18 protein-coding genes are annotated in these 22122 nt (G+C 42.2%); 8 read left to right on the top strand and 10 right to left on the bottom strand.

The features are described 5' to 3' along the window. The first annotated feature begins 171 nt into the window (after positions 1-171). Positions 172-2928: a zinc-dependent metalloprotease gene (locus NSTC731_RS23770; protein WP_445627077.1), complete on the top strand. Its 2757-nt coding sequence runs from the start codon at positions 172-174 to the stop codon at positions 2926-2928. Between the two features lie 236 nt (positions 2929-3164). Here NSTC731_RS23770 and NSTC731_RS23765 read toward each other — a convergent pair whose 3' ends face one another. The 3 genes from NSTC731_RS23765 to NSTC731_RS23755 all read right to left on the bottom strand — a co-directional run bounded on the left by NSTC731_RS23765 (position 3165) and on the right by NSTC731_RS23755 (position 5578). After that, a complete protein-coding gene (locus tag NSTC731_RS23765) occupies positions 3165-4052 on the bottom strand; it encodes an alpha/beta fold hydrolase (protein WP_445627076.1) in 888 nt (295 codons plus the stop codon). A 196-nt stretch (positions 4053-4248) separates the two neighbouring features. Next, positions 4249-4758, bottom strand: coding sequence for a HugZ family pyridoxamine 5'-phosphate oxidase (locus NSTC731_RS23760; RefSeq protein ID WP_445627075.1), 510 nt, complete (start codon positions 4756-4758; stop codon positions 4249-4251). A 163-nt stretch (positions 4759-4921) separates the two neighbouring features. Next, entirely contained in the window at positions 4922-5578 is a 657-nt protein-coding gene (locus NSTC731_RS23755; RefSeq protein WP_322671359.1) for a DUF3386 domain-containing protein, read from the bottom strand. A gap of 100 nt (positions 5579-5678) precedes the next feature. On the opposite strand from NSTC731_RS23755, the gene NSTC731_RS23750 reads away from it, so the two are divergent. Then, on the top strand, positions 5679-6350 hold the full coding sequence (locus tag NSTC731_RS23750; protein WP_322694953.1) for a LuxR C-terminal-related transcriptional regulator: 672 nt from the start codon (positions 5679-5681) through the stop codon (positions 6348-6350). Positions 6351-6581: 231 nt separating this feature from the next. Here the strand turns inward: NSTC731_RS23750 and NSTC731_RS23745 are convergent, their stop codons facing one another. The 4 genes from NSTC731_RS23745 to NSTC731_RS23730 form a co-directional block, all read right to left on the bottom strand. Further along, positions 6582-7232, bottom strand: a complete 651-nt coding sequence (locus NSTC731_RS23745) for a sigma-70 family RNA polymerase sigma factor (RefSeq protein ID WP_445627074.1) — start codon at positions 7230-7232, stop codon at positions 6582-6584. 475 nt (positions 7233-7707) lie between these two features. Then, entirely contained in the window at positions 7708-9084 is a 1377-nt protein-coding gene (locus NSTC731_RS23740) for a DUF2330 domain-containing protein (protein WP_445627073.1), read from the bottom strand. Between the two features lie 12 nt (positions 9085-9096). Next, positions 9097-10017, bottom strand: a complete 921-nt coding sequence (locus tag NSTC731_RS23735) for an RnfABCDGE type electron transport complex subunit D (RefSeq protein WP_445627072.1) — start codon at positions 10015-10017, stop codon at positions 9097-9099. A gap of 232 nt (positions 10018-10249) precedes the next feature. Continuing rightward, a complete protein-coding gene (locus tag NSTC731_RS23730) occupies positions 10250-12106 on the bottom strand; it encodes a hypothetical protein (protein ID WP_445627071.1) in 1857 nt (618 codons plus the stop codon). A 531-nt stretch (positions 12107-12637) separates the two neighbouring features. Between NSTC731_RS23730 and NSTC731_RS23725 the strand changes: the two genes are divergently transcribed. Next, positions 12638-13315 carry a polysaccharide deacetylase family protein gene (locus NSTC731_RS23725; RefSeq protein ID WP_445627070.1) on the top strand — a complete coding sequence of 226 codons (678 nt, stop codon included), beginning with the start codon at positions 12638-12640 and terminating at the stop codon, positions 13313-13315. 86 nt (positions 13316-13401) lie between these two features. On the opposite strand, the gene NSTC731_RS23720 is transcribed toward NSTC731_RS23725, so the two are convergent. Then, a complete protein-coding gene (locus NSTC731_RS23720) occupies positions 13402-13833 on the bottom strand; it encodes a DUF6006 family protein (protein WP_445627069.1) in 432 nt (143 codons plus the stop codon). A gap of 662 nt (positions 13834-14495) precedes the next feature. Beyond that, on the bottom strand, positions 14496-15473 hold the full coding sequence (locus tag NSTC731_RS23715; RefSeq protein WP_445627068.1) for a carbohydrate kinase family protein: 978 nt from the start codon (positions 15471-15473) through the stop codon (positions 14496-14498). 363 nt (positions 15474-15836) lie between these two features. Between NSTC731_RS23715 and pedR the strand changes: the two genes are divergently transcribed. The 5 genes from pedR (at position 15837) to NSTC731_RS23690 (ending at position 21311) form a co-directional block, all read left to right on the top strand. After that, a complete protein-coding gene (gene pedR / locus NSTC731_RS23710; protein WP_292870113.1) occupies positions 15837-16100 on the top strand; it encodes a photosynthetic electron transport-dependent transcriptional regulator PedR in 264 nt (87 codons plus the stop codon). A gap of 551 nt (positions 16101-16651) precedes the next feature. Further along, complete coding sequence (locus NSTC731_RS23705) at positions 16652-17353, top strand: DUF6391 domain-containing protein (RefSeq protein WP_445627067.1); 702 nt, start codon at positions 16652-16654, stop codon at positions 17351-17353. Between the two features lie 168 nt (positions 17354-17521). Continuing rightward, a complete protein-coding gene (locus NSTC731_RS23700; RefSeq protein WP_445627066.1) occupies positions 17522-18517 on the top strand; it encodes a glycosyltransferase in 996 nt (331 codons plus the stop codon). A gap of 78 nt (positions 18518-18595) precedes the next feature. After that, complete coding sequence (rfbB, locus tag NSTC731_RS23695; RefSeq protein ID WP_445627065.1) at positions 18596-19657, top strand: dTDP-glucose 4,6-dehydratase; 1062 nt, start codon at positions 18596-18598, stop codon at positions 19655-19657. A 460-nt stretch (positions 19658-20117) separates the two neighbouring features. Next, positions 20118-21311: a serine/threonine protein kinase gene (locus NSTC731_RS23690; RefSeq protein ID WP_445627064.1), complete on the top strand. Its 1194-nt coding sequence runs from the start codon at positions 20118-20120 to the stop codon at positions 21309-21311. A 129-nt stretch (positions 21312-21440) separates the two neighbouring features. Here NSTC731_RS23690 and msrA read toward each other — a convergent pair whose 3' ends face one another. After that, positions 21441-22109, bottom strand: a complete 669-nt coding sequence (gene msrA, locus NSTC731_RS23685; RefSeq protein ID WP_445627063.1) for a peptide-methionine (S)-S-oxide reductase MsrA — start codon at positions 22107-22109, stop codon at positions 21441-21443. Positions 22110-22122 lie beyond the last annotated feature (13 nt).

Genomic DNA, 22122 nt, shown 5'->3' with positions numbered 1-22122 from the left:
AAGAGCTACTAATAACAATCATTAGTCAGACAATTTTTAGGCTAGAGACAAAGTTTTGTCTAACTGAGTGGATTTATACCGTAATTCCTCGATATTTGAAAGGTTTACAGACGAAAAACTACTCAAAATTTTTTCTCCAAACGAGAACTGCTTCAGGTGGAAAGCCAAAGGATGAAATACTGGATAAGGAAATTAGCAGTCTGTATAGTAGTACTGTATAGCTTGTTGCTATCAAATGATTATGCAGGAGCAGAAGCAACCCAACTTTCAAATACTTCTAATATTGATGTGCAGCAATTAAACGCACTGCCAGTAGTTGAAAACGTAGCAAGTGCTGACAATAATATTGCTGAAATTAAAAAGGAGGATTTTTGCCGATTTAATGGGATTGTTAATCGAATAGATAAACTAGAGGGATTCTTTACACTTTATTGCAACGAGGATTCGGGAAAAGTTTTTTTAGAACTTAAACCAGAGCAGCTAAATAAAGATTACTTAGCTATAGTGACATTGGAATCAGGAATTGGGGAAAGTGGGATTTATAGTGGATTACCTCTTTCTGATTTTATATTTTATTTCCAAAAAGTAAATAATAAATTGCATTTTGTTGTGCGTAATTTAAAATTCCGTACAGATAGTATACCAGAACAGCGATCGCTTGCTCGCTCATTTAGCGATTCAGTTCTTTATTCACTCGAAATAGCTACTATCGATCCAAAAAGTAAAAATATTCTGCTCGACCTGAATGGACTGCTAATGCAGGATTTACCTGGATTAACTCCTATATTAAAATATTCTTTACAAGCTGATTACCGCTTAGATGTACGCAAATCATATTTTGGTGATGTTAACAGCTTCCCAGAAAACGTAGAGATTGATTCGATTTACGGTTTTTCATCACTAGAAGGCTCAAATTTAATCACTGTACCCGATAGTAGGGCACTCACTCTAAAGGTACACTACAGTTTTTCTCAACTGAGAGAAAACAATGGTTATATTCCCAGACTTGCTGATGACAGAGTTGGATATTTTACTACTGCTTTTCAAGATTTCTCTAATAATAATGCTCGCGAATCATTTATACGTTATATTAATCGCTGGCATCTAGAACCATCCAATCCTGATGCTCCCTTATCTCCACCTAAAAAACCAATTGTGTATTGGATTGAAAATGCTGTACCACTAGAATACCGCGATGCGATTCGTGAAGGTGTTTTGATGTGGAACAAAGCATTTGAAAAAGCTGGATTTCAAAATGCCATTGAAGTACAGCAAATGCCAGATGATGCTAATTGGCAACCAGCAGATGTACATTACAACACCATTCGCTGGTTCAATTCTTTAGATGCAGGTTTTGCCAAAGGGCCGATGCGCGTCAACCCATTCACCGGAGAAATATTGGATGCAGATATCATTGTAGATGCCAATATGGTGCGCTTAGTTCAGCAAGAATATCACGCACTGATGGAGGCAAATTCGTCACCGAATACAAACTCATGTCAAGAAAAAACAGAAAGACGTAAAGACGCGGGGAAATTCCTGGATAAATTTGCGTCATCTTCCTCTGCTCGCTTTTTCTCCTCAGAGTCTTGCTATGGTATGGAATCTTCAAATCAAGCATCTATGGGGGCGCTGGCGTTGTCAATGTTGCCAAACACTACATCTAGTAGTGAAACGATGAAGGAGTATGTGCATCAATATTTGCGTTCTCTCATCGCTCACGAAGTCGGGCACACTCTGGGTTTGCGCCACAACTTTTACGGTAGCACCATGTTAGCGCCAGAAGAATTAAATAATACTGAAATCACTCGCACCAAAGGTTTAGTGGGTTCGGTGATGGATTATGTACCTGTGAACATAGCACCACAGGGAGTACAGCAAGGTGACTATTTCCCAAGAGTTATTGGGCCTTATGACGAATGGGCAATTGAGTATGGTTATAAAAGATTTCCATCAACAGCCCTTGAGGTAACTATTCCAGAATCAGAAAAAAGTTTTTTAGACCAAATAGCCCTAGCGTCGCCTCAACCAGAATTATCTTATGCAAGCGATGAAGATATCTGGGACATCAATCCTTTAGCAAATGTCTGGGATATGAGTAGTGATGTGCTACTTTATTCGCAGTGGCAAATGGATAATGCTCGTTTTATGTGGCAGCGTCTTGATAAGGGTTATCTATCGAAAGGCAAAAGCTATAGTAACCTGCGCCTTAAGTTTAATAGAGTACTTAAATATTATTTTCGGAACGCCACTTTGCTTTCTAAATACATTGGTGGACAATCGTTTCGGCGTCTCCATACCAGTAATGATGCTGCTTGGGCATTTGTACCAGTTTCACTTTTAAAACAACGCCAAGCATTGACAAAGTTGCAAGAGTATGTATTCGCAGATGATGCTTTCAGCTTTTCACCACAATTGCTCAATCAACTAGCACCATCACGTTGGGAACACTGGGGTAGTTCTGCACTTAATAATCGTCTTGATTATCCAATTCACGATCGCATTTTGGGTTTTCAAAGTATGATATTGCGATCGCTATTAGACAGCGATCGCCTGAATCGGTTACAAGATATAGAATTAAAAACTCTGCCTGGAGAAGCGCTTTCCATACCAGAACTGTTCGACACCCTGCAAACAGGCATCTGGACAGAAATTTTCGCCCCCGGAGAACCAAAGCCAATTTCTAGCATCCGGCGTTCATTACAACGGGAGCATCTAAATATTTTGTTACAGATGATCTTGGGTACTACTAATACACCTGAAGATGGTCGGACATTGGCTTGGTATAAATTGCGCCAACTCCAAAAAGCCATTGATGTCAAACTCAAACAACTTGGCGAAAGCCTTGATGTTTACACCTTAGCTCACTTAGAAGCTTCTAGCGATCGCATCACTAAAGCATTAAACGCACAATTACTTTCTAAATAGTCATTTGTCACTTGTACTGAGTTTCGACTGCGCGGTAATCGAGCGAAGTCGAGATTCAACTACCGCGAAGCCGTAAAGCCTGCGGCATAGCTACGCTTCGGGCGCAGCCTCTCCAAGAGTTGTATTTGTCATTGGTCATTAGTTCTTCTCCCCTGCTCCCTGCTCCCTGCTCCCTGCTCCCCTGCCCCCTGCCCCCTGCTCCCTGCCCCCTGCCACCCCGCTCCCCATCTCTCCACTTACCCAAGATACCGCTGCAATAAACCAATGAAAACTTCTGGTATTTCCAAATGAGGTAATATTCCGGTATCTGCGATCGCATAAAAATCTCGAATTGCTCTTGGATTTAAATTTGCCAAGCGTTGTCCTAATTTGATGTCGGTAAATTGTGCTTTTTCTCCCCAAAAAATGACGGTGGGAACTGTCAGTTGTTGGATATATAAACTCAGATCGAAGTAAAGATCGCCTCGCAAAAATGCTAAAGCAGCAAACTTGGCATTAGGTTGTTGTGCCGAGGTTAAATAAGCCTCCACCATCTCTTGAGATACTCGTTGTGACTTAGCAAAGAGAAAACTTTGTAAAAAATTTCGGACTGCAATTTCATTTTCAGCACCAAGCATATAAATAAAATTGTCCAACAGAGGCGCATTGATTACCGAAAGCGGAAGTCTGCGTCCAGCACCCTGCCCAAAATCATCAAATCCAGAGGGGGAAACCAAAAACAGTGTTTTGAATAAATTGGGTTGGACAATAGCTAGGCGAATAGCAAAAGCAGCTGTGAGAGATGAGGCTACAACCGTCACCGGCTGGCGACAAGTTTGGATGATAAACTCTGCGATCGTGCTGAGATAATCCCTAATTTTATAATCCCGCACTGGATGGGCCGACTCTCCCCAGCCGATTAAATCGGGGGCTAAAATGTGGTAATTGGAGGCAAAAGCCGGGTAAACTTTAGACCATTCATAGGCAGACGCTCCCCCACCAAAGTTATGGAGAAATAGTAGTGGAGGTAAATCTTCAGTGTCAGCAATCGTCCAAGGTGCATTCGTTTGGGTATAGTAAACCATTGCTCCCAAGAATGTATGGATGACTTTATGCCCAAAGCCAGGAGGTTGAAACTGAAGCATAAAATTAAAAAGTTTAGTTTATTTGAATTTGCCTACAGTCAAACTAATTCAGGAGTCAAAATACATCAGTCTGAATAGCTAAAGAATTAGGAGAAGATTTGATGAATCAATATATAGCAAAATTCAGAAGTCAGAATGGGCTAAACCTTAGCTATCCGCTAACAGGAGTCAGAATGGACTACGCCCCATTCATAATTTACCCTTGTTTTTTCTCGGCATCTCCTGTGATTTGAACAAGTTGATGAAGGTTATCACCACTAATATGATATGCTCCCCCAAAACCAACTACAAAACGACCTTCACTTGGGGTTAGCCGGAAAATCCGAAAGTCAGACAAGCCACGCAAAACCTCGATAATTTCACCAAACCGCCCTTGAAATTGCTCAACAATTTGATTCCACTTATCAGTTTCACGCTCTATCAAAGTTGCCGTACAATCAAAACTCAAACGACGACGGGCAAAAATTAGATTACTTTTAGCTTCATCCTCGATAAACAAGACACTAACATGAGGATTGGCATAGAGATTTTTGGTATGAATCGAAAGACCACTGACGTAAATGTAGATATTTTTAGAATCATCCATTACGAAGGGAGCATAACTAGCATTGGGTATTGCCTGTGCGCTCACAGTGCTAATAATTACACTCTCAAATGCTTCAGGAAACTTTTCGTACTCAGCTTGAATATTTTCAAGTTGACTCATAAGTAAATTACCACGCTTATTAGGAACACCTAATTAAGTATCTTAACGTGATTGAGCGATGTCTAGGATGGGCTACAGCTACGCATGGAATCCACAAAAAATAAAAGCGATCGCTCCCTTTAACTCAAGAGCGATCGCTAATTTTTGGATTACAGAATACAGCTTAAGCAGCAACAGGTTCTAACAATTTAATGTCAGAGAAAATAAATTCCTGAGTAGAAAATTGTCCTGCTGTCTCGGTGCGAATCTCCCGACGATTTAGGATGAAATAGTCGCCAACTTTTTCATACTCATCAATAAATTCGCTTCTACCGCCCTTTTGTTCCCCAGTTTTGGGGTCATGGTACACAGAGTCATAGGTATGGGACAGGTAGCCTTCCCCAGTATCGTGACTGCTGAAGGTGTCAATGGTAACGTAAGTCCCGTGGATTAGACGGTGAACATGGCAGACTTCATTATTGCGGACTTTGTATTTATCGCCCTCAGCCTTACCACCCATTAAAAGCTCAACTGCACCTGTTTCGTCAGTTTTGCCATAACTAAACGTATTGGCGCTGTGAGTGTCTTCAAAGCTGCGGCGGACGCGGTGAATTGCGATCTCCCAGGCTTGACCATGAATTGCTTTCTGGGCTGACTCATCATCTACATCCAAAACTTCGGCTTTGAGATTGGCACTGATGATAACTTTGCCTGTAAACACTTTATCATCATGCTTATAGGTAATATTTGCAGTATAACCAGGGAAATTTTTGTCCCAAGTATAGCGGTTTTCATAAGCAGCCCGGAAAAGTTCCTGAGCAGAGAGTTGTGTAACTGTCATGTGCTTCTCCTAGTCGCTACTGTAATTAGCGTTTTAGTTTCCTTGGTATTAGCATAGAAGTAATTGTTGAGGCTTGGATAGTCCCCAACTGGGTACACTTATGGCTAATTCTCTACACGCTGTATTTCATGCGATCGCTAATGTCCAGAATGAGCAAGAGTTAAGACTCGCTCTCACGGATAAAATTAGCGAGCATTTTGGCGTGCAAAATTGGGGTATTTATCTTCTTGATGAGCAGCCAACCACTGAGATTAATCTTTCAGGCATTCCAGCAGTATGCTTAGAGAGCAATCCAGTGGGACGCTATGTGGTTGAGCGTCATGCTCCCGCCCACGAACAGTTATTATTATCGCCAGGAGACTGGAAGCATTTTTGTTCGCGTTCCGACCACGAACACGTGATGACCGGGCCAATTGTTTGCGATGGTCGTCTTGTCGGAACCCTTAACTTGGCACGTGACAAGGGAAATCCTGCTTTTAATGGTAACGATTTAGCTGACTTGAGCGCTTTATGCATTCATTTGTCAGCAAAAATGGCAACCCTACGCACAAAACCCAAAATATCCAATTCCCTTTTAGTTAGTCCTTTGACAGCGCGTGAGTTAGAAATTGCCGAGTTAGTGGCACAGGGGTTAACGAATGCAGAAATTGGAGAAAAACTTTGGATTACGCAAAATTCTGTCAAACAAGCTTTAAAGAGGATGTTTCGGAAGTTGAAGGTTTCGGCGCGTGCAGAAATGGTAGCAAAGCTACAAGATATACAAGTTTCTTGAAGGAGGTAGGGCAGGAGGCAGTGCATTGGTGTCAATTTAATTCCAGCAACAACCAACCACCTAAACGCCCTCTTTGCAGTAACTATGTACTATAAAATTGCGATCGCACTGTGCCAGTTGCGTAAGTCCTCAAGATGTTAGATGAATACCTCGGCTGAAAATGGGAAGATTCATCAGTACTACTTCTGACTCAGCACTAGCTCAACCCTAGCTATTTGCTAACAGCACCGATCATAATAATCCCTCCAATTCTGCAAACTTACGCAAACGCGGTAAACATTGGCGTTGATAAAAACTGCTTAATGTCGGAATTGACAACCCAAATTCCTCAGATAAATCTTTCCAGCTAACTTCTGGTGGTAAGCGTTTGAGAATTAACACCTGACAATTCACATCTGGACGCCCTTTAATGTAAGTACCGCGCAGTTCCCCATCGGAATCTGTCTTCGCCCATATCTCCAACTCTTCCAAAATCGGAGGTGCTTGGGGGGTAGCCTGTAGGTTATCTACAGGATCGATAGTTTCACTTGTTCCACCGGATGTAGACTGACGAATTCTCAGAGGGACTGTTGTGGCCTGTTCTCGGTTCTGCTTAAGGTAAAAGTCTTGTAGTCTCCGTTTTAGGTAAGCATTCAGCCAGGTGATCACACTGCCATAATTTGGATCGTAGATTTGACCTGTCAAACCTTCACAAACATTGCGACAAAAATACAACCAAGTTTGTTGTAGTGCGTCTTGATAGTAGGGAGTAGTTTCCCTCCAGAGTCTATTTGCTGTCAAGCGAATAATTTGCGTGAGCAGCTTCTGACGCTGAGGGCTTCCAGGTAGGTGTCCACAGGCTTCTGTAACTAAGCGGCGTAGCTGTTCATCGAATTGAACCATGACAATCTTGGCGAAGAAAGCAAGAATATCTTAGTATTGCGTATAACAACACCTGAAGAATTACCTTTCGTCAAGATAAGTAGAAGGAGTGGAAAAAATCAAACTATGTTAATAAAAGTAAAGTAGGCTAAAATCCTCTTTCTTCCTGTCTCCTGCGGACGCTCTCTAAGAAACGACTTGCCCGATTTTATAAAACCTGTCTAGGTAATCATAGATAGCCAATGTGAGGAGTATTTTTTGAATTAACCTTACTAGAAAGGCAGAGGGCAGAGGGCAGCTATGCTGAAGTTCAGGAGTATCAATTAAAACTAAAGTTGCAGGGTATAAAGCTCAGTTAAAACTGATAATTATACCGAGACTGCTTGCAGCGAGGTATAAAACGTCCTTGTTTCAATCCCACTATGAGTAAGGGTGGGTTGCCTTCTGCCTTCTGCCTCCTGCCTTCTGCCTTCTGAATCCCCACTCTCCACTCTCCTTAATATAATCCCAGCCAGGATAGGACATTTTCCCACCAAGAATATCGCAGATTACCTACACTCAACTTCATTTTGTTGCGAATGTCTTGGATTTTCCAGTTGGTTAGTTTAGCTAGAGTTTGCGCCTCTTGTTCAAAACGTTTCGGTAAAGACTGCTTATATTCTCTACCAGCCTGACATTTGAGTTCCCCTTGGAACGGATGTTGCAAAACATAGCGTCCTTGAAAAGATTCACTGTTGGCAGTTTGTTGAAATATCAAATCTTCAGGGAATTTGTCGCGGGTATAGCGAACATGCAATCGAGAGATAAAGACGTTACTACTAGGAGAGGGACGACGAAAACTAGGTGGTACTGGCACATTACTTGTAGAATTATCATCTAGCCAAAATACACCTGCTTGCTTGAGTTCTTCTGGAGTCAGGGGTTCAGCAGAACAAGGATCGCAACTACCCATATCCCAAGCGTATTCTAAAAAACCAACTTTTCTGTCTTCTTTGGTGTAGACAGTTTGAAACATGGATTTGTAGAATTCACCAAATTCATCTTTGACAAATAAAGGAATGTTCGCGTCGGAGGGAATTTTGACCGTCCGATAGTTAGTGATTTCTGCTTGTCCTTGGGGCGAGAGAATGTAGACAATTAAATCCTGCTCTGTCGTAGCATTGATCATGCCCAAACGAATTGGCAGCATGAATTTAGGTGATTGATAAGAAATTTGTAGCGGACGGAGAAACTGGTAGCCAGATTGCTCGAATTTATCTAAGTTGACTTTGGCAACAAAGAATTTCATTGAGGAGCGAATATAAGGCTGAAGTAACTGTTTCGCACCTCTGGGGATTTTGTAGCCATTGCGTTTAAGCCAAGTTTCCAGTCCACCAGATTCTTTCGCACTGAGGATCAAAATGTCGTATTCGCCAACGTTAAAACGTGCTTCAACCGTCACACCCAAACTAGCATCGCCCCTTGCATTCCCCGCCTCACTTCTCGGTGCTGCTGGCGCTGGTGCTGCTGATAACTCTCTATCGTACACTGGGGCACAAGGATCTGGGTCGAAATATTCAACCAATCGCGGCGCACTAAAAGCATCTAGCCGCTCGATAATCTTCGCTTGGGTGACACGAACTTGCTCTTTTTGCAGCACCGTTGGCACTGGTACTACCATTGCAAAATCTTTGACTTCGCCTTGAAAGTCGTTTGCCATTGTCATGACAGTGCGATCGCCATCCCGTGCTATAACCACCTGAGAAGCTTTGTTATACAGTTTTGTATCAGCTTTGGCTACATAAAATCCACAAAATGCCCAAGCTGCGGGTGCAAAGCATAAAACAGCTACAATTGCTAATAATAATGGTGTTAAAAGCCGAAAAAATTTCATTATTTTATACCTCTACTTTTTTAGTGCTGAGTTAAGAGTAGAGACGCGATTAATCGCGTCTGTACAAGAGTTAGGAGTTAGGAGTTCTACTCCTACTTCCTCATCTTTCTCTTGCCAAGTAAACCTTGGGGCTAACCAGAAACCATCTAGGAGGATGCTCAACGGTGCAAGGGCAAATAGCGCCCAGAAAACTGCTGTGGAAACAAAGAAATAATTTCGCAGGATAAAAGTTAATCCAGCGATGCAAATTGCCCAAACTACACGCCCAATTCGGGAATTGGGAATCGATCGCGGATCGGTAATCATAAATAGGGCGAACAGCAGCAAAGATCCACTCATCAATCGATGCCAGTAAACATCCCAAGTCCAACCCAGCCAGAAATTGCGAATGGCTTCTAGCAAAGAGTAGGAACCTAAAAAAGCTGCTGTGGTGTCCCAGCGACCGATGCGCTGCAAAATCATGCCGCCAGTACCCAGAAATAATAGCCCATACCACCATTCTTCACCCCATTGTCCCGGCGAAACCCAAGCATCGGGGGTGAGAATCAAGGCAGATATGATGCCAAAATTGGCAGGATTGAAGAAATGCTTATCGCCGACTCGGAAGATAAATTTGCTGGCGATCGCAATTGCTGCGGCTATTGCCATTGTTGTCCAGTGGTCAGCCCGTAACAGTAAACTCAGTCCCAATGAGGTAATTAAAGCACTGCGTAAATTTAGGCTTTGTCCTTTGTTAGCTAATGACCAATAACCAATACTTCGACTACGCTCAGTACAAGTGACTAATGACAATATCCATTGAGTTGTAAAACAAGTGGCGATCGCTACCCCAATCAATTCTGGTCGCAGCGTCCAATCTCGTGTACTGATTCCCAAGACTAGGAACAAGCCGAGAAATAGTATTTGATAATCTCGTATATCTTTGAGCAACATTACCCTTTTATTCAGGGATTCCCCGTAGATTTCTCATCAATTTAGACGAGTACTAGGTAAAATAGCATTGCTGTTACAGATTTTGTTACAAAATAAAGCATTGACAGACCAAAGCGATCGCTCTGATGTTTGAACTTAAAGATAACCAAAAAAGGTAGGGATGCGATCGCATCCTTACCTTTTTCAAGTTAATTAACCGAAGTATGGAAGATATAGGATAAAAGGAAAATATTTATACCAGCACAACGTCTAGATTAACTGAGAAGCCAGAAGGCTTGTTCTCAATGGTGGCGAATTGATACCCTGCGAAGAATAAGTCACCATTAGTGCTGTTGTAGCTGAACTGGTTGTTAGAGCTAGCACCAAATGCAGACTTGGAAATCTGGATTTTGTCACCCTCTCTCCACTCGAAGTCTTTGATGATATCGATACCCTCGAATTTGCTATTGAAGACAAACTTATCTGCACCAGCACCACCTGTGAGTACGTCACTGCCATAACCACCAACGATGAAGTCATTACCCGCTCCACCACTGAGAACATTATTGGCATCATTACCAACAATCGTATCGTTGCCAGCTGTACCGATTAAATTCTCAATGCTGACTAAGGTATCGGTGAGAGGAGAATTTCCCGGAAACCTAACTACACCAGTGGAGAGATTGGCATCAATTGGACCAGAGAAGAAAGCGTAAGATGTGGTATCAGTTCCAGCACCACCATCAATGGTGTCAAAACCAAAGCCACCATCGATGAAGTCATTACCTGCTCCACCGCTAAGAACATTATTGGCATCATTACCAACAATCGTATCGTTGCCAGCTGTACCGATTAAATTCTCAATGCTGACTAAGGTATCGGTGAGAGGAGAATTTCCCGGAAACCTAACTACACCAGTGGAGAGATTGGCATCAATTGGACCAGAGAAGAAAGCGTAAGATGTGGTATCAGTTCCAGCACCACCATCAATGGTGTCAAAACCAAAGCCACCATCGATGAAGTCATTACCTGCTCCACCGCTAAGAACATTATTGGCATCATTACCAACAATCGTATCGTTGCCAGCTGTACCGATTAAATTCTCAATGCTGACTAAGGTATCGGTGAGAGGAGAATTTCCCGGAAACCTAACTACACCAGTGGAGAGATTGGCATCAATTGGACCAGAGAAGAAAGCGTAAGATGTGGTATCAGTTCCAGCACCACCATCAATGGTGTCAAAACCAAAGCCACCATCGATGAAGTCATTACCCGCTCCACCACTGAGAACATTATTGGCATCATTACCAACAATCGTATCGTTGCCAGCTGTACCGATTAAATTCTCAATGCTGACTAAGGTATCGGTGAGAGGAGAATTTCCCGGAAACCTAACTACACCAGTGGAGAGATTGGCATCAATTGGACCAGAGAAGAAAGCATAAGATGTCGTATCAGTTCCAGCACCACCATCAATGGTGTCAAAACCAAAGCCACCATCAATGAAGTCATTACCCGCTCCACCACTGAGAACATTATTGGCATCATTACCAACAATCGTATCGTTGCCAGCTGTACCGATTAAATTCTCAATGCTGACTAAGGTATCGGTGAGAGGAGAATTTCCTGGAAACCTAACTACACCAGTGGAGAGATTGGCATCAATTGGACCAGAGAAGAAAGCGTAAGATGTGGTATCAGTTCCAGCACCACCATCAATGGTGTCAAAACCAAAGCCACCATCGATGAAGTCATTACCTGCTCCACCGCTAAGAACATTATTGGCATCATTACCAACAATCGTATCGTTGCCAGCTGTACCGATTAAATTCTCAATGCTGACTAAGGTATCGGTGAGAGGAGAATTTCCCGGAAACCTAACTACACCAGTGGAGAGATTGGCATCAATTGGACCAGAGAAGAAAGCATAAGATGTCGTATCAGTTCCAGCACCACCATCAATGGTGTCAAAACCAAAGCCACCATCAATGAAGTCATCGCCATTACCACCAAATAGTTTGTCATCACCATCCAAGCCTCTGAGGGTATCGTTGTCACTACTGCCGAAGATAACATCATTGCCATTAGTTCCGGAAAAATTAATTGCCATGAGAGTTTATCCTGAATAAAGAGTAATTGTTAATATCAGGACTTACAATTTGCCAAAAAGACAATTATGTGAATAAGGCTGTAATTTTCTTTTCCACCTACTTTTATGACTGCGATATTTCCTGTCGATCTGATAACTAAAAAAATAAGTTGAGTCAGCTAGTGCTTCGCCACACAAACTTTGCGTGGTGGCAAGCTCTTGGGCAGAGGTGCAAAGGGGCAGGGGGGAAAGAACTTGTACAAATCTCTCCTCTGCTCCCCTGCACAAGCGCCGACCTCCACAAGCGCAATTTTGGGGAAAGCGAACTACTAGGCAGGAATAGATCGTGAGTGGAAACTATATTTCCAACTTGCAAATAGGAACAAGGGAAAACTTCTTAATATTAGAAGGAGGGCTAATTCATATAATTGTCTATTTATACAGCGTGTAAGTTCTAGATATAAGACTGTTAAGTGTGCGAATCACGCTTAACAGCCACATATTAAGTAATCAGTTTAGTTAGGCAAGATTACGGAAAAAAGAAAAAACTTTATGCAGCTAGCTCCCCTCTTCCCAATTTTCTACCGCATTCTCCAGCCGAGTTTTCCCAACTGCCTTTGGGCTGGAAATCCCGGTTCTAAAACGATCGCACTCACATTTGATGATGGCCCCCACCCGCAATACACACCCGAAGTCTTGGCAGTGTTAGACCGTTACAAGATTACAGCAAGTTTTTTTTGGTTGGGTGTTTGCGTCAACCGTTCACCAGCTATTGCTAAAGCCGTTAGCGATCGCGGACACTGGATCGGATTGCATGGCTACGATCATCGCTCTTTTCCCATGCTTTCCCCAAATGACCTGAAGGATAGTTTAGAAAAAACCCAAATTGCCATTTATAAAGCCTGCAACCTGCAACCTCAACAAGTGCGAGATGTCCGCCCGCCTAATGGTTTCTTTACACCTGCGACTTTAAAATTGTTTTCTCAGTGGAATTACCGCCCAGTAATGTGGAGCGTTGTGCCAGAAGACTGGGTGCGACCAGGCGTAACCACAGTGGTACAACGAATTATGCAGCAGGTCAAAAATGGTTCAATAATTGTTTTGCACGATGGTGCTTGCGGTGGAGAAGATGTTGCTGCCACAATTCAAATTCTCATTCCGCAACTGCTACAACAAGGTTATAAGTTTGTAACTGTTGATACTCTGTGGCAGCAAGTTAAGACAAACTAAAGTACTAGCTTATAAAAATGTAACGCTGGCGTGTTTAGTACTCAAACTTAGCGATCGCTTATTTACATATTTTGCATAGCAAATGTTTATCTGCGATTACGACATTGTAGTGGATAGCGCTTACCCCGCCATGTCGTCCAACCATCTGCTATTTTAGTACGACTGTTATATTTGAGATACCAGTTATCTTGTTCTGCACCTAAATAACGAATACCTAAATCCTGTTTTTGTCTGCTGGAAAAACGTTTTCCTAGAGGAACCCACGCACTACCATTATCACTAAACCGCCCGACGAGACGGACACCAGAAGTAGTAGAGCAAACATTACCACTACAACTAGTTTGTGGGTCATCAACTACTTTCCACTGCATTTTCGCTGGTCTACCGTCAATATTACAATCCCAGAGACCAAAGAACCACTCACCAGCAATTTGACTGGCTTTAACATGGCTAGATGCCAATACCAAACTTGCAGGAACAATCGCCAAGCCCAAAAGCCATTTTGTGATGTTTTTCATAATGCTTCACCAATTCCTTAAGCTAATCTATGCTTTCTATTCACTTACACTTTCTATTCACTTATAGATATCAGTATTACTATTTATGCAAATAATAAAAGTGTAAAGATTTAATATTTTTTGTGCATAGACTGCGACACCTTCGTGTTTGTACAATTGAACGAATTAATCAATTACAAACGGGTGAACTGTTATACAGCAGATTTCAAAGAAAGTGAGGTACACAACGATTCGTCTATTACGCAGGTATAAAGCTAGGACTTACGCACTGAAGCCTGAAACCCCGATCCCCCCTAACCCCCCTTAAAAAAGGGGGGAACCTCTAAAGCCCCCTTTTTAAGGGGGTTGGGGGATCTGAGTGCGTAAGTTCTGAAAGCGTGTTTTACTCTTGTTAGCGCAGCGGGGCGTAGCCCATTCTGAATTCTGCTGTATTTAACTAACGAATTTCAAAATCTATCTGACCTGAGTGCATTGCTCTTATACACTGAGGATAATTCAGAACTTCTAAAAGTAAAAATTGAATGCATTAACCTAATACCAAAACTTATCCAACTGCGTTTATTGTTTAATATGACCGCAGAATGGCATGAAGATTTTTTTACATTTTCTAGTCTGGAGTATCAGCTACTAAAGGCTGATATCCCAGTGGCTGATGCTAGTTCCTAGAGTTGATGTGTGGCGAGAAAAGCTTCGACTTCAGCAGCAGTAGGTTGAGAAGCGATCGCACCTGGTTTAATAGTAGTCAGCGCTCCAACAGCGTTGGCATAAGTGACAATGCGTTTTGCTGTTTCTGCATCCCGCAAGCTGTGGATACCATACTTACTCAGTTGGTGGATGAATCCTGCTAAAAAGCTATCTCCTGCGCCAGTTGTATCAACTACAGGAATAGAAAACGAGGGTAATTTGCCTTCGTTCTCACCTAGACAATAAGTGCAGCCGTTTTCCCCATCTGTCACCAGTACCCCCTCAATCGAAGCTAGACGGTAAGTAATAGCTCCGGGATCTGCGGTTTCAAATAGCCATTCAGCTTCTTCTTTGGAGAGTTTGAGGAAATCAACTCGCTTAAATAATTCTGGAATTTTTTGATGGGCGATGTTTGGCTCTTTCCAAAATACAGGACGCCAGTTAACATCCAGCACAATTTTTAAGTCGTAATGTTCTGCTAACTCTAAAGCGCGGTTGATTGCCTCTTCACTTTCAGGATAGGCTAATTCCAAAGTACCCAAAACCAGAAAATCTGCTTCTTGAAACAGCGAATCTGACAATTGTTTAGCTTGCAAGCGAGTATCGGCAAATTCTGCGGTATCGTACTGACCAAATCCGGCAAAGGTGCGATCGCCAGCCAGATCCCGTGTAACATAAACTTGCCGCGTTGGTGCTGTGGGATGACGTTGTACTCCCGTAGTCTCTACACCTACATCTTGTAATAGCTTGACCAGTGCATTTCCTGGTTCATCTTCGCCAACAGCTCCGATAAATCCCGCTGACATTCCCAGCTTGACTAAAGCACAGGCTACATTAGCTGGTGCCCCTCCTGGGTAAGGAGTCCAAGATTTCACTTCTTCCAGCTTTAGCCCTAATTGATCGGCTAAACAATCAAACAAAATTTCACCAAGGCACAAAACACGAGGATTGCTCATCTCATTTTCAATTTTAGATTTCGATTTGGGATTAGGAATTTACAGTATAAAATCTACAATAGTTTTTGCTAATCTGTCGCCAGTCCTTCATAGAATTAAATAGCAATTTTTACTACTTATATAGCGTGTATGTGCTTCTAATTCTCGCTTATTTTATATCAGTGCTTAGACAATATATTTATCAAAATAAGCTATATTTATTACATGAGATTTAGCGTGGTTTAGATTTTTAGCAACTTGAAATCCAAAGAAAATATTGACAATCATATTACTGCTAACACTTGAAACCCCTACCAAGAAAAGAATCTTCTAGAATTAGAAAGAGCGATTAAGTACATATACCAAGGGAGGATAGAAATAGTCATGGCTGGTGGCAAGTCTGAGACCCCCGTTAGTCTGTCAGACAGAGAACTGCAAATTATCGACTTAGTAGCCGCTGGCTTAACTAACCAAGAGATTGCAGCAAAACTGGAGATTAGCAAGCGTACAGTTGATAACCATATCAGTAATATTCTCACCAAGACTGAGACAGATAATCGAGTAGCCCTTGTCCGCTGGGCTTTACAGTGGGGCAAAGTCTGTTTGAATGATGTCAATTGCTGTACTCTGCCTAACCAGATTGAATAAACTAATTTACTAGTAGAAGCTTAATTGCTTTAGTCTAGTAAATTACAAGCCAATTTTGAGTTTTACTGATTGTTCCCCTCCTTACGCCTAAGTTTTCAGTGTGAACACTCTACCAAAAGTTCCGAGTCCTTCACTCAGCCGGAGTTTATGTAAGTGGAGCCAGCTGACCCTCGGACTCGGAAACTAAAAAGATCGGAATTCCTTCTCAAATTCAGCAGAACAGATATAGGACTGGGGATTAGGGACTGGGGACTAGGGAGAAGCATCTACAATAGACTTCTTGGCATTTGTCGGGAAAGGGGCAGGGGGAAGGTGGGGCCCCCTCTGGGGATAAGGGGCGGAGGAAAAGGTACTGCAAAAGTCCCTTTCCCCTTTAACCTTTACCCTTTTCCCTAAGAGTGCAAAAAGCACAAATGCCAAGAGGTCTAATGCCCCATGCCCCATACCCTAACAAAACAATCATCTACAAAAATTAGCAACAATTCAGTAGTGCAAGCGTTACATTTGAAAGAAATCTATGTTGCCCCATCGGCATTGGGAGTAGTGTTCCAATGAATACTTCCGCTTCTTTTCAGGGTAGCTCGTCTCCCTTTGAATTTTTTAACTTTGGTTTTACGATACCTGTATCTGAGAAAGTTCCGAGTCTTGAAGATCGATTTTCAGACTTTCCGCAACCTACACAAGATGCCGACTTACTCAGACAGTTATCGTTTATTCCAGGGTTGAAAGAAATTTTGATGCTGCGGCAGGTTCATGCTTTAGAACATGCTACGGTTTGGGTTCTTAGCGAATCAAAAAACGCCTATCCTGCTACAGGACAAGCCACTAACGTTCAACTAGATAATGAACTATTAGGCGGTTTATCTACCGATCGGGGATTTTACCTCTACGGTGAAGTAAATATTAGTGATTTGCGGCGTGCGATCGCACTTGCTCGACATCGCATCACCAGTGGAGAATGGGATTTGGCTGTACATCCCCGTTGTGGCACAAATTTGTCAGTAGCAATGCTCTTAACAGCTGGACTAGCTGTAGGTGTGCATCTGTTGCTACCATTTCGACCAATTGAGCAACTTATAGGTTTAGGATTAGCAGCGACGACAGCCGCGGAAATCGCACCTGATTTAGGTTCTATGGCACAGCGTTACCTAACAACTGCCATTCCTTTTAACCTAGCAATTGAAAATATTACTCGTACACGCGATGTTTGGGGGCGTGAGGCACATTTTGTTAAAGTAGGCTGGCAAGAATGAAAAGGGCAGAGGGGTAGAGGAGAAATCAATTCAAAATTCAAAATTCAAAATTCAAAATTCAAAACTTGTACTGAGCGTAGTCGAAGTATTCAAACATTTTAGAACTTCTGACCCCTGCCTCCTCTTTCCCAATTCCCAATGCCCAATACCCAATGCCCTAAAAAAATTATGAGAAAACTTTACTTCTTACTTCCCGGTACAGATAGCAAATTTGCCTGTGGTGGTCTTTGGGCTGAGTTAAAAGCACTTAATCTAGCTCAGAATTTCTGTAGTGCTGATGTTGTAACTTACCGTCAAAGGGAAAAAGATAAGCTTTTTATTGATGATTTGCTAAAAGAGAAAAATTTAAATGATGTAATTTTTGCGATCAGTTGGGGATTTGATATACCTCAACTCGTGGCGAAACTTAAGCAATACAATATCGTTTACCATGCACATAGTCCAGGTTATTCATTTAGGCTACCTGCAAGTATTCCAATCATAACTGTTAGCCGCTATACAATGGGATATTGGGGAGAAAAATCACCCAATTCTCTGATTTATTATTTGCCCAATCAAATCTCTGATGAGTTTCAAAATTTAGGGTTGGAACGGGATATTGATGTTTTAGTTCAAGCTCGGAAGTCTTCAGAATATTTAATTAAAGAATTGATTCCAGCGTTGCAAAAACGTTGTAAAGTATTGGTTGTTGACTCATACATAGAGGATCTACCTGGACTATTCAACCGAGCTAAGGTTTACCTCTATGATTCTGCTGAGTACTGGGCACAACAGCGCGTTAGTGAAGGATTTGGTCTACAACCAATGGAAGCTCTCGCTTGTGGCTGTCAAGTATTTTCTAGTGTCAACGGTGGACTAGCTGATTACTTAGATCCTGGATTTAATTGTTATAAAATCGCTGGATATTCCCAAGAGTATGATGTCCAACGGATTATGAAGGTGATTGAATCTTCAGTAGTTTTTAACTTATCTGAAGATTTTTTGGTTGAGCATCGGACTGAAAATATTATTAAGCGTTTCCAAGTTATTGTGGATGAGTTAAATGAGTTTTTCGATCACAAGATTCAACAGCCATCTAATATTAAGAGTTTGACGAAAATACGGATGGCGAAATTATTTGCTCAGAAGATATACGGGAAGTTGAGGAAGAAATATTTTAAGTAATGGAAACGTAGACGCGTAGAGGCTTGCCGCAGGCTACCGCTGAGACACTGAGAATACAGAGAGAAGAGAGGAAATTGAATGAATCGGCGGTTATTAGTTACTGGGGGTGCGGGGTTTATTGGGGCAAATTTTGTCCATCATTGGTGTCAGGTTTATCCAGGCGATCGCGTGGTGGTGTTGGATGCGCTTACCTACGCGGGAAATCGTCTGAATTTGGCGCCCTTTGAGGGAAAAGAGAATTTTCGGTTTGTGCAGGGAGATATTTGCGATCGCACCACCATAGACAACCTATTATCAACGGAAAATATTGATACCATCGCCCATTTTGCCGCAGAATCTCATGTCGATCGTTCGATTCTTGGGCCAGCTGCTTTTGTACAAACTAATGTGGTGGGAACTTTCACTCTGCTGGAAGCTTTTCGACAACATTGGGAAGCGAAAGCACAACCATCTGATTATCGTTTCCTGCACGTTTCTACTGATGAAGTTTACGGTAGCCTGGGTGCAGATGACCCAGCTTTTTGTGAAACCACACCCTATGCTCCCAATAGTCCCTATTCAGCTTCCAAAGCTGGTAGCGATCATTTAGTCCGTGCTTATTATCATACTTATCAACTTCCAACGATTATCACAAATTGCTCTAATAACTACGGGCCTTATCAGTTTCCTGAAAAGCTCATTCCCCTAATGTGTATCAACACTTTGATCGGGAAACCATTACCTGTTTATGGTGATGGTAAAAATGTCCGGGATTGGCTTTATGTGGGCGATCATTGCCGTGCTTTAGATGTGGTAATCAATCATGGTCAACCAGGAGAAACGTACAATATTGGTGGCAATAATGAGGTGGAAAATATTAACCTCGTCCAACTTTTATGTCAAATGATGGATGAATTAGCACCTGATTTACCAGTATATCCAGCCAAGCAGTTGATTACTTTTGTCAAAGATAGACAGGGACACGACAGGAGATATGCAATTAACGCGAACAAAATTAAAACTCAGCTTGGTTGGACGCCTTCAGTAACAATTGCTGAGGGTTTACGTTTAACAGTTGAATGGTATCTCAATCATCGTGATTGGTGGGAACCTCTGCTGTCTGAAGAATATCAAGCTTACTATCGCAAAAATTATCTGTAGAATCACCTAAAACGGGGCTAATTTTAACGAGTAACTGTCTCAAATTTTTATGGGGAACTAATTTGTCATAATGTAAGCGACCAATAATTATGCCTGGATGTCTATTTTGATTTTGAGCAAATTCTTCAATCTGACTTTTCCCGTTATCTCCTTGATTGAGCGATCGCTTACTATACCCCTAGCCCAAAGCCCTATTCTCTCATGATTTATTGTCACTAATATTAAGTTATTGAGAATAAAGTCTAGTCTGAAACTCTTGCTACTTCGTTGTTTCATGACTTTTCTACTATGATGTTTATAGTATATGCGAACAATAATTCGCACTAATGTTCTAGAGAACCTCAAAGTTGGAATCTTCAACTGCTTTCAATAAATTATCTGGCTCTCCCAGTTTTTGTAGATAATGACTATCCTTGAATATAAGGGAATCAGATCAACGTAAATTGCCAGCAGGTGTCAGATGCTGCAACCAGAACAAATATTACAAGATCGTTATCAAATCCAGCGCCAACTCGGCAACAATGGAATTCGTCAAACTTGGCAAGCATTGGATTTACAAGCCTCTGATGGCGAAAATTCGACCGTTGTGGTCAAACTTTTGGCCTTTGGCGGTACTGTACAGTGGGATGACCTAAAACTTTTTGAGAGGGAAGCACAAATCCTTAAAACAATAAATCATCCCCGCATCCCTCGATATATAGATTATTTTTGTATCGACGATCGCACACTTTGGTTTGGCTTAATCCAAGAATATATCCCTGGTGAGTCGCTTAAGGATAAACTTGCTGTTGGCAAAAGGTTTAGTGAAAAGCGAGCCAGAAAAATTGCTGTTGAGGTTTTAAATATTCTTATCTATCTACATGAATTGAATCCTGGAGTGTTGCATAGAGATATTAAACCAAGCAATTTAATCTGGGGCGAAGATAATCAGATTTATTTAGTTGATTTTGGCGCAGTTCAAGATAAAGCGGCAAGAGAAGGCGCTACTTTTACCGTTGTCGGTACTTATGGTTATGCCCCAATGGAACAATTTGGTGGTCGGGCGGTTGCGGCTTCAGACTTATATGCACTGGGAGCGACTTTGATTCATTTGCTCACTGGGACTTCTCCCTCTGATTTACCCCAGCAGGATTTGCGACTACAATTTACAGACCGAGTTAACCTCAGTCCCAGTTTTGTCAGTTGGCTACAAAAGTTGATAGAACCCGCTCCCGAACAAAGATTTACTAGTGCTAGCGTTGCGCTGAATGCCCTCAAATCGGGACTGACTGTCAAATCTCCAAATAAGAATCAGCTTTTGCCGCTAAAAGAAATAATCAACAATTCTGGGTGTGGGATCAATAATCAGAATGAAACAGTTCCAGAGGAAATTCTCGGTTGGAATTGGGGTGCTTTTCTGATGCCTTGGTTGTGGATGTGGCCGAATCAAGTGTGGTATGGTTTATTCTGTTTTGTACCTAATGCCTGGTGGATAATGGCGATCGCACTTGGTGCAAAAGGCAATGAATGGGCTTGGAAAAGTAGGCAGTGGCGCAGTATTGAACAATTCAAAGCCCATCAAAGAGGGTGGGCGATCGCTGGTATTCTACTTGGAGCGCCCATTAGTATTATGTTATGGGTGCGAGCGATCGCTTTACTCAAAGCTGTATTTTAGTGGGGTATTGGGCATTGGGTATTGGGCATGGAGAAGAGACAAGGTAGACAAGGAAGAGACTTGTTCAATTATTCCCCCTTGTCCCCTTGTCCCCTTGTCTCCCCTGCCCCTCTGCTCCCCTGCTTTCTTCTAACTACTAACTTGCGATTCAACTACACCCACGGGACAAGATACGTTTGTCCCGCCTAAACCACAATACCCGTTGGGATTTTTAGCCAGGTATTGCTGATGGTAAGCTTCAGCGTAATAGAATTCCGGCGCATCCAAGATTTCTGTGGTAATCTTGCCATAACCTGCATCGTTGAGGGCTTGTTGATAAGCTTCCCGCGATGCTTCTGCTAACTGCTTTTGATTTTCGGAATATACATAAATTCCCGAACGGTATTGAGTGCCAGTATCATTACCTTGGCGCATCCCTTGGGTGGGATTGTGGCTTTCCCAAAAGACTTTCAGCAGTTCGGCATAACTAATCACTTTGGGATCGAACACAACCAGCACCACTTCATTGTGACCGGTTCGCCCACTACATACCTCTTCATAAGTGGGGTTGGGTGTTAACCCAGCAGCATAACCGACTGCGGTGGTGTAAACTCCTTTAAGTTGCCAGAATTTGCGTTCTGCACCCCAAAAACAGCCCAAGCCAAAAATTGCCTTCTCTAATCCATCGGGAAAAGGAGGTTTTAATGGATTCTTATTGACATAATGAGCGGCGGGTACTGACATAGATTGTGCCCTTCCTGACAAAGCTTCTTCAGGTGTAGGCATAACTGCTTTTTTGCCAAATCCGAATAGTGCCATTGATTTTGACTCT

This window comes from Nostoc sp. DSM 114167, assembly GCF_052692655.1.
Note: the sequence above shows the minus strand (reverse complement) of the source record. Positions and strands in the feature narration are given on the sequence as shown.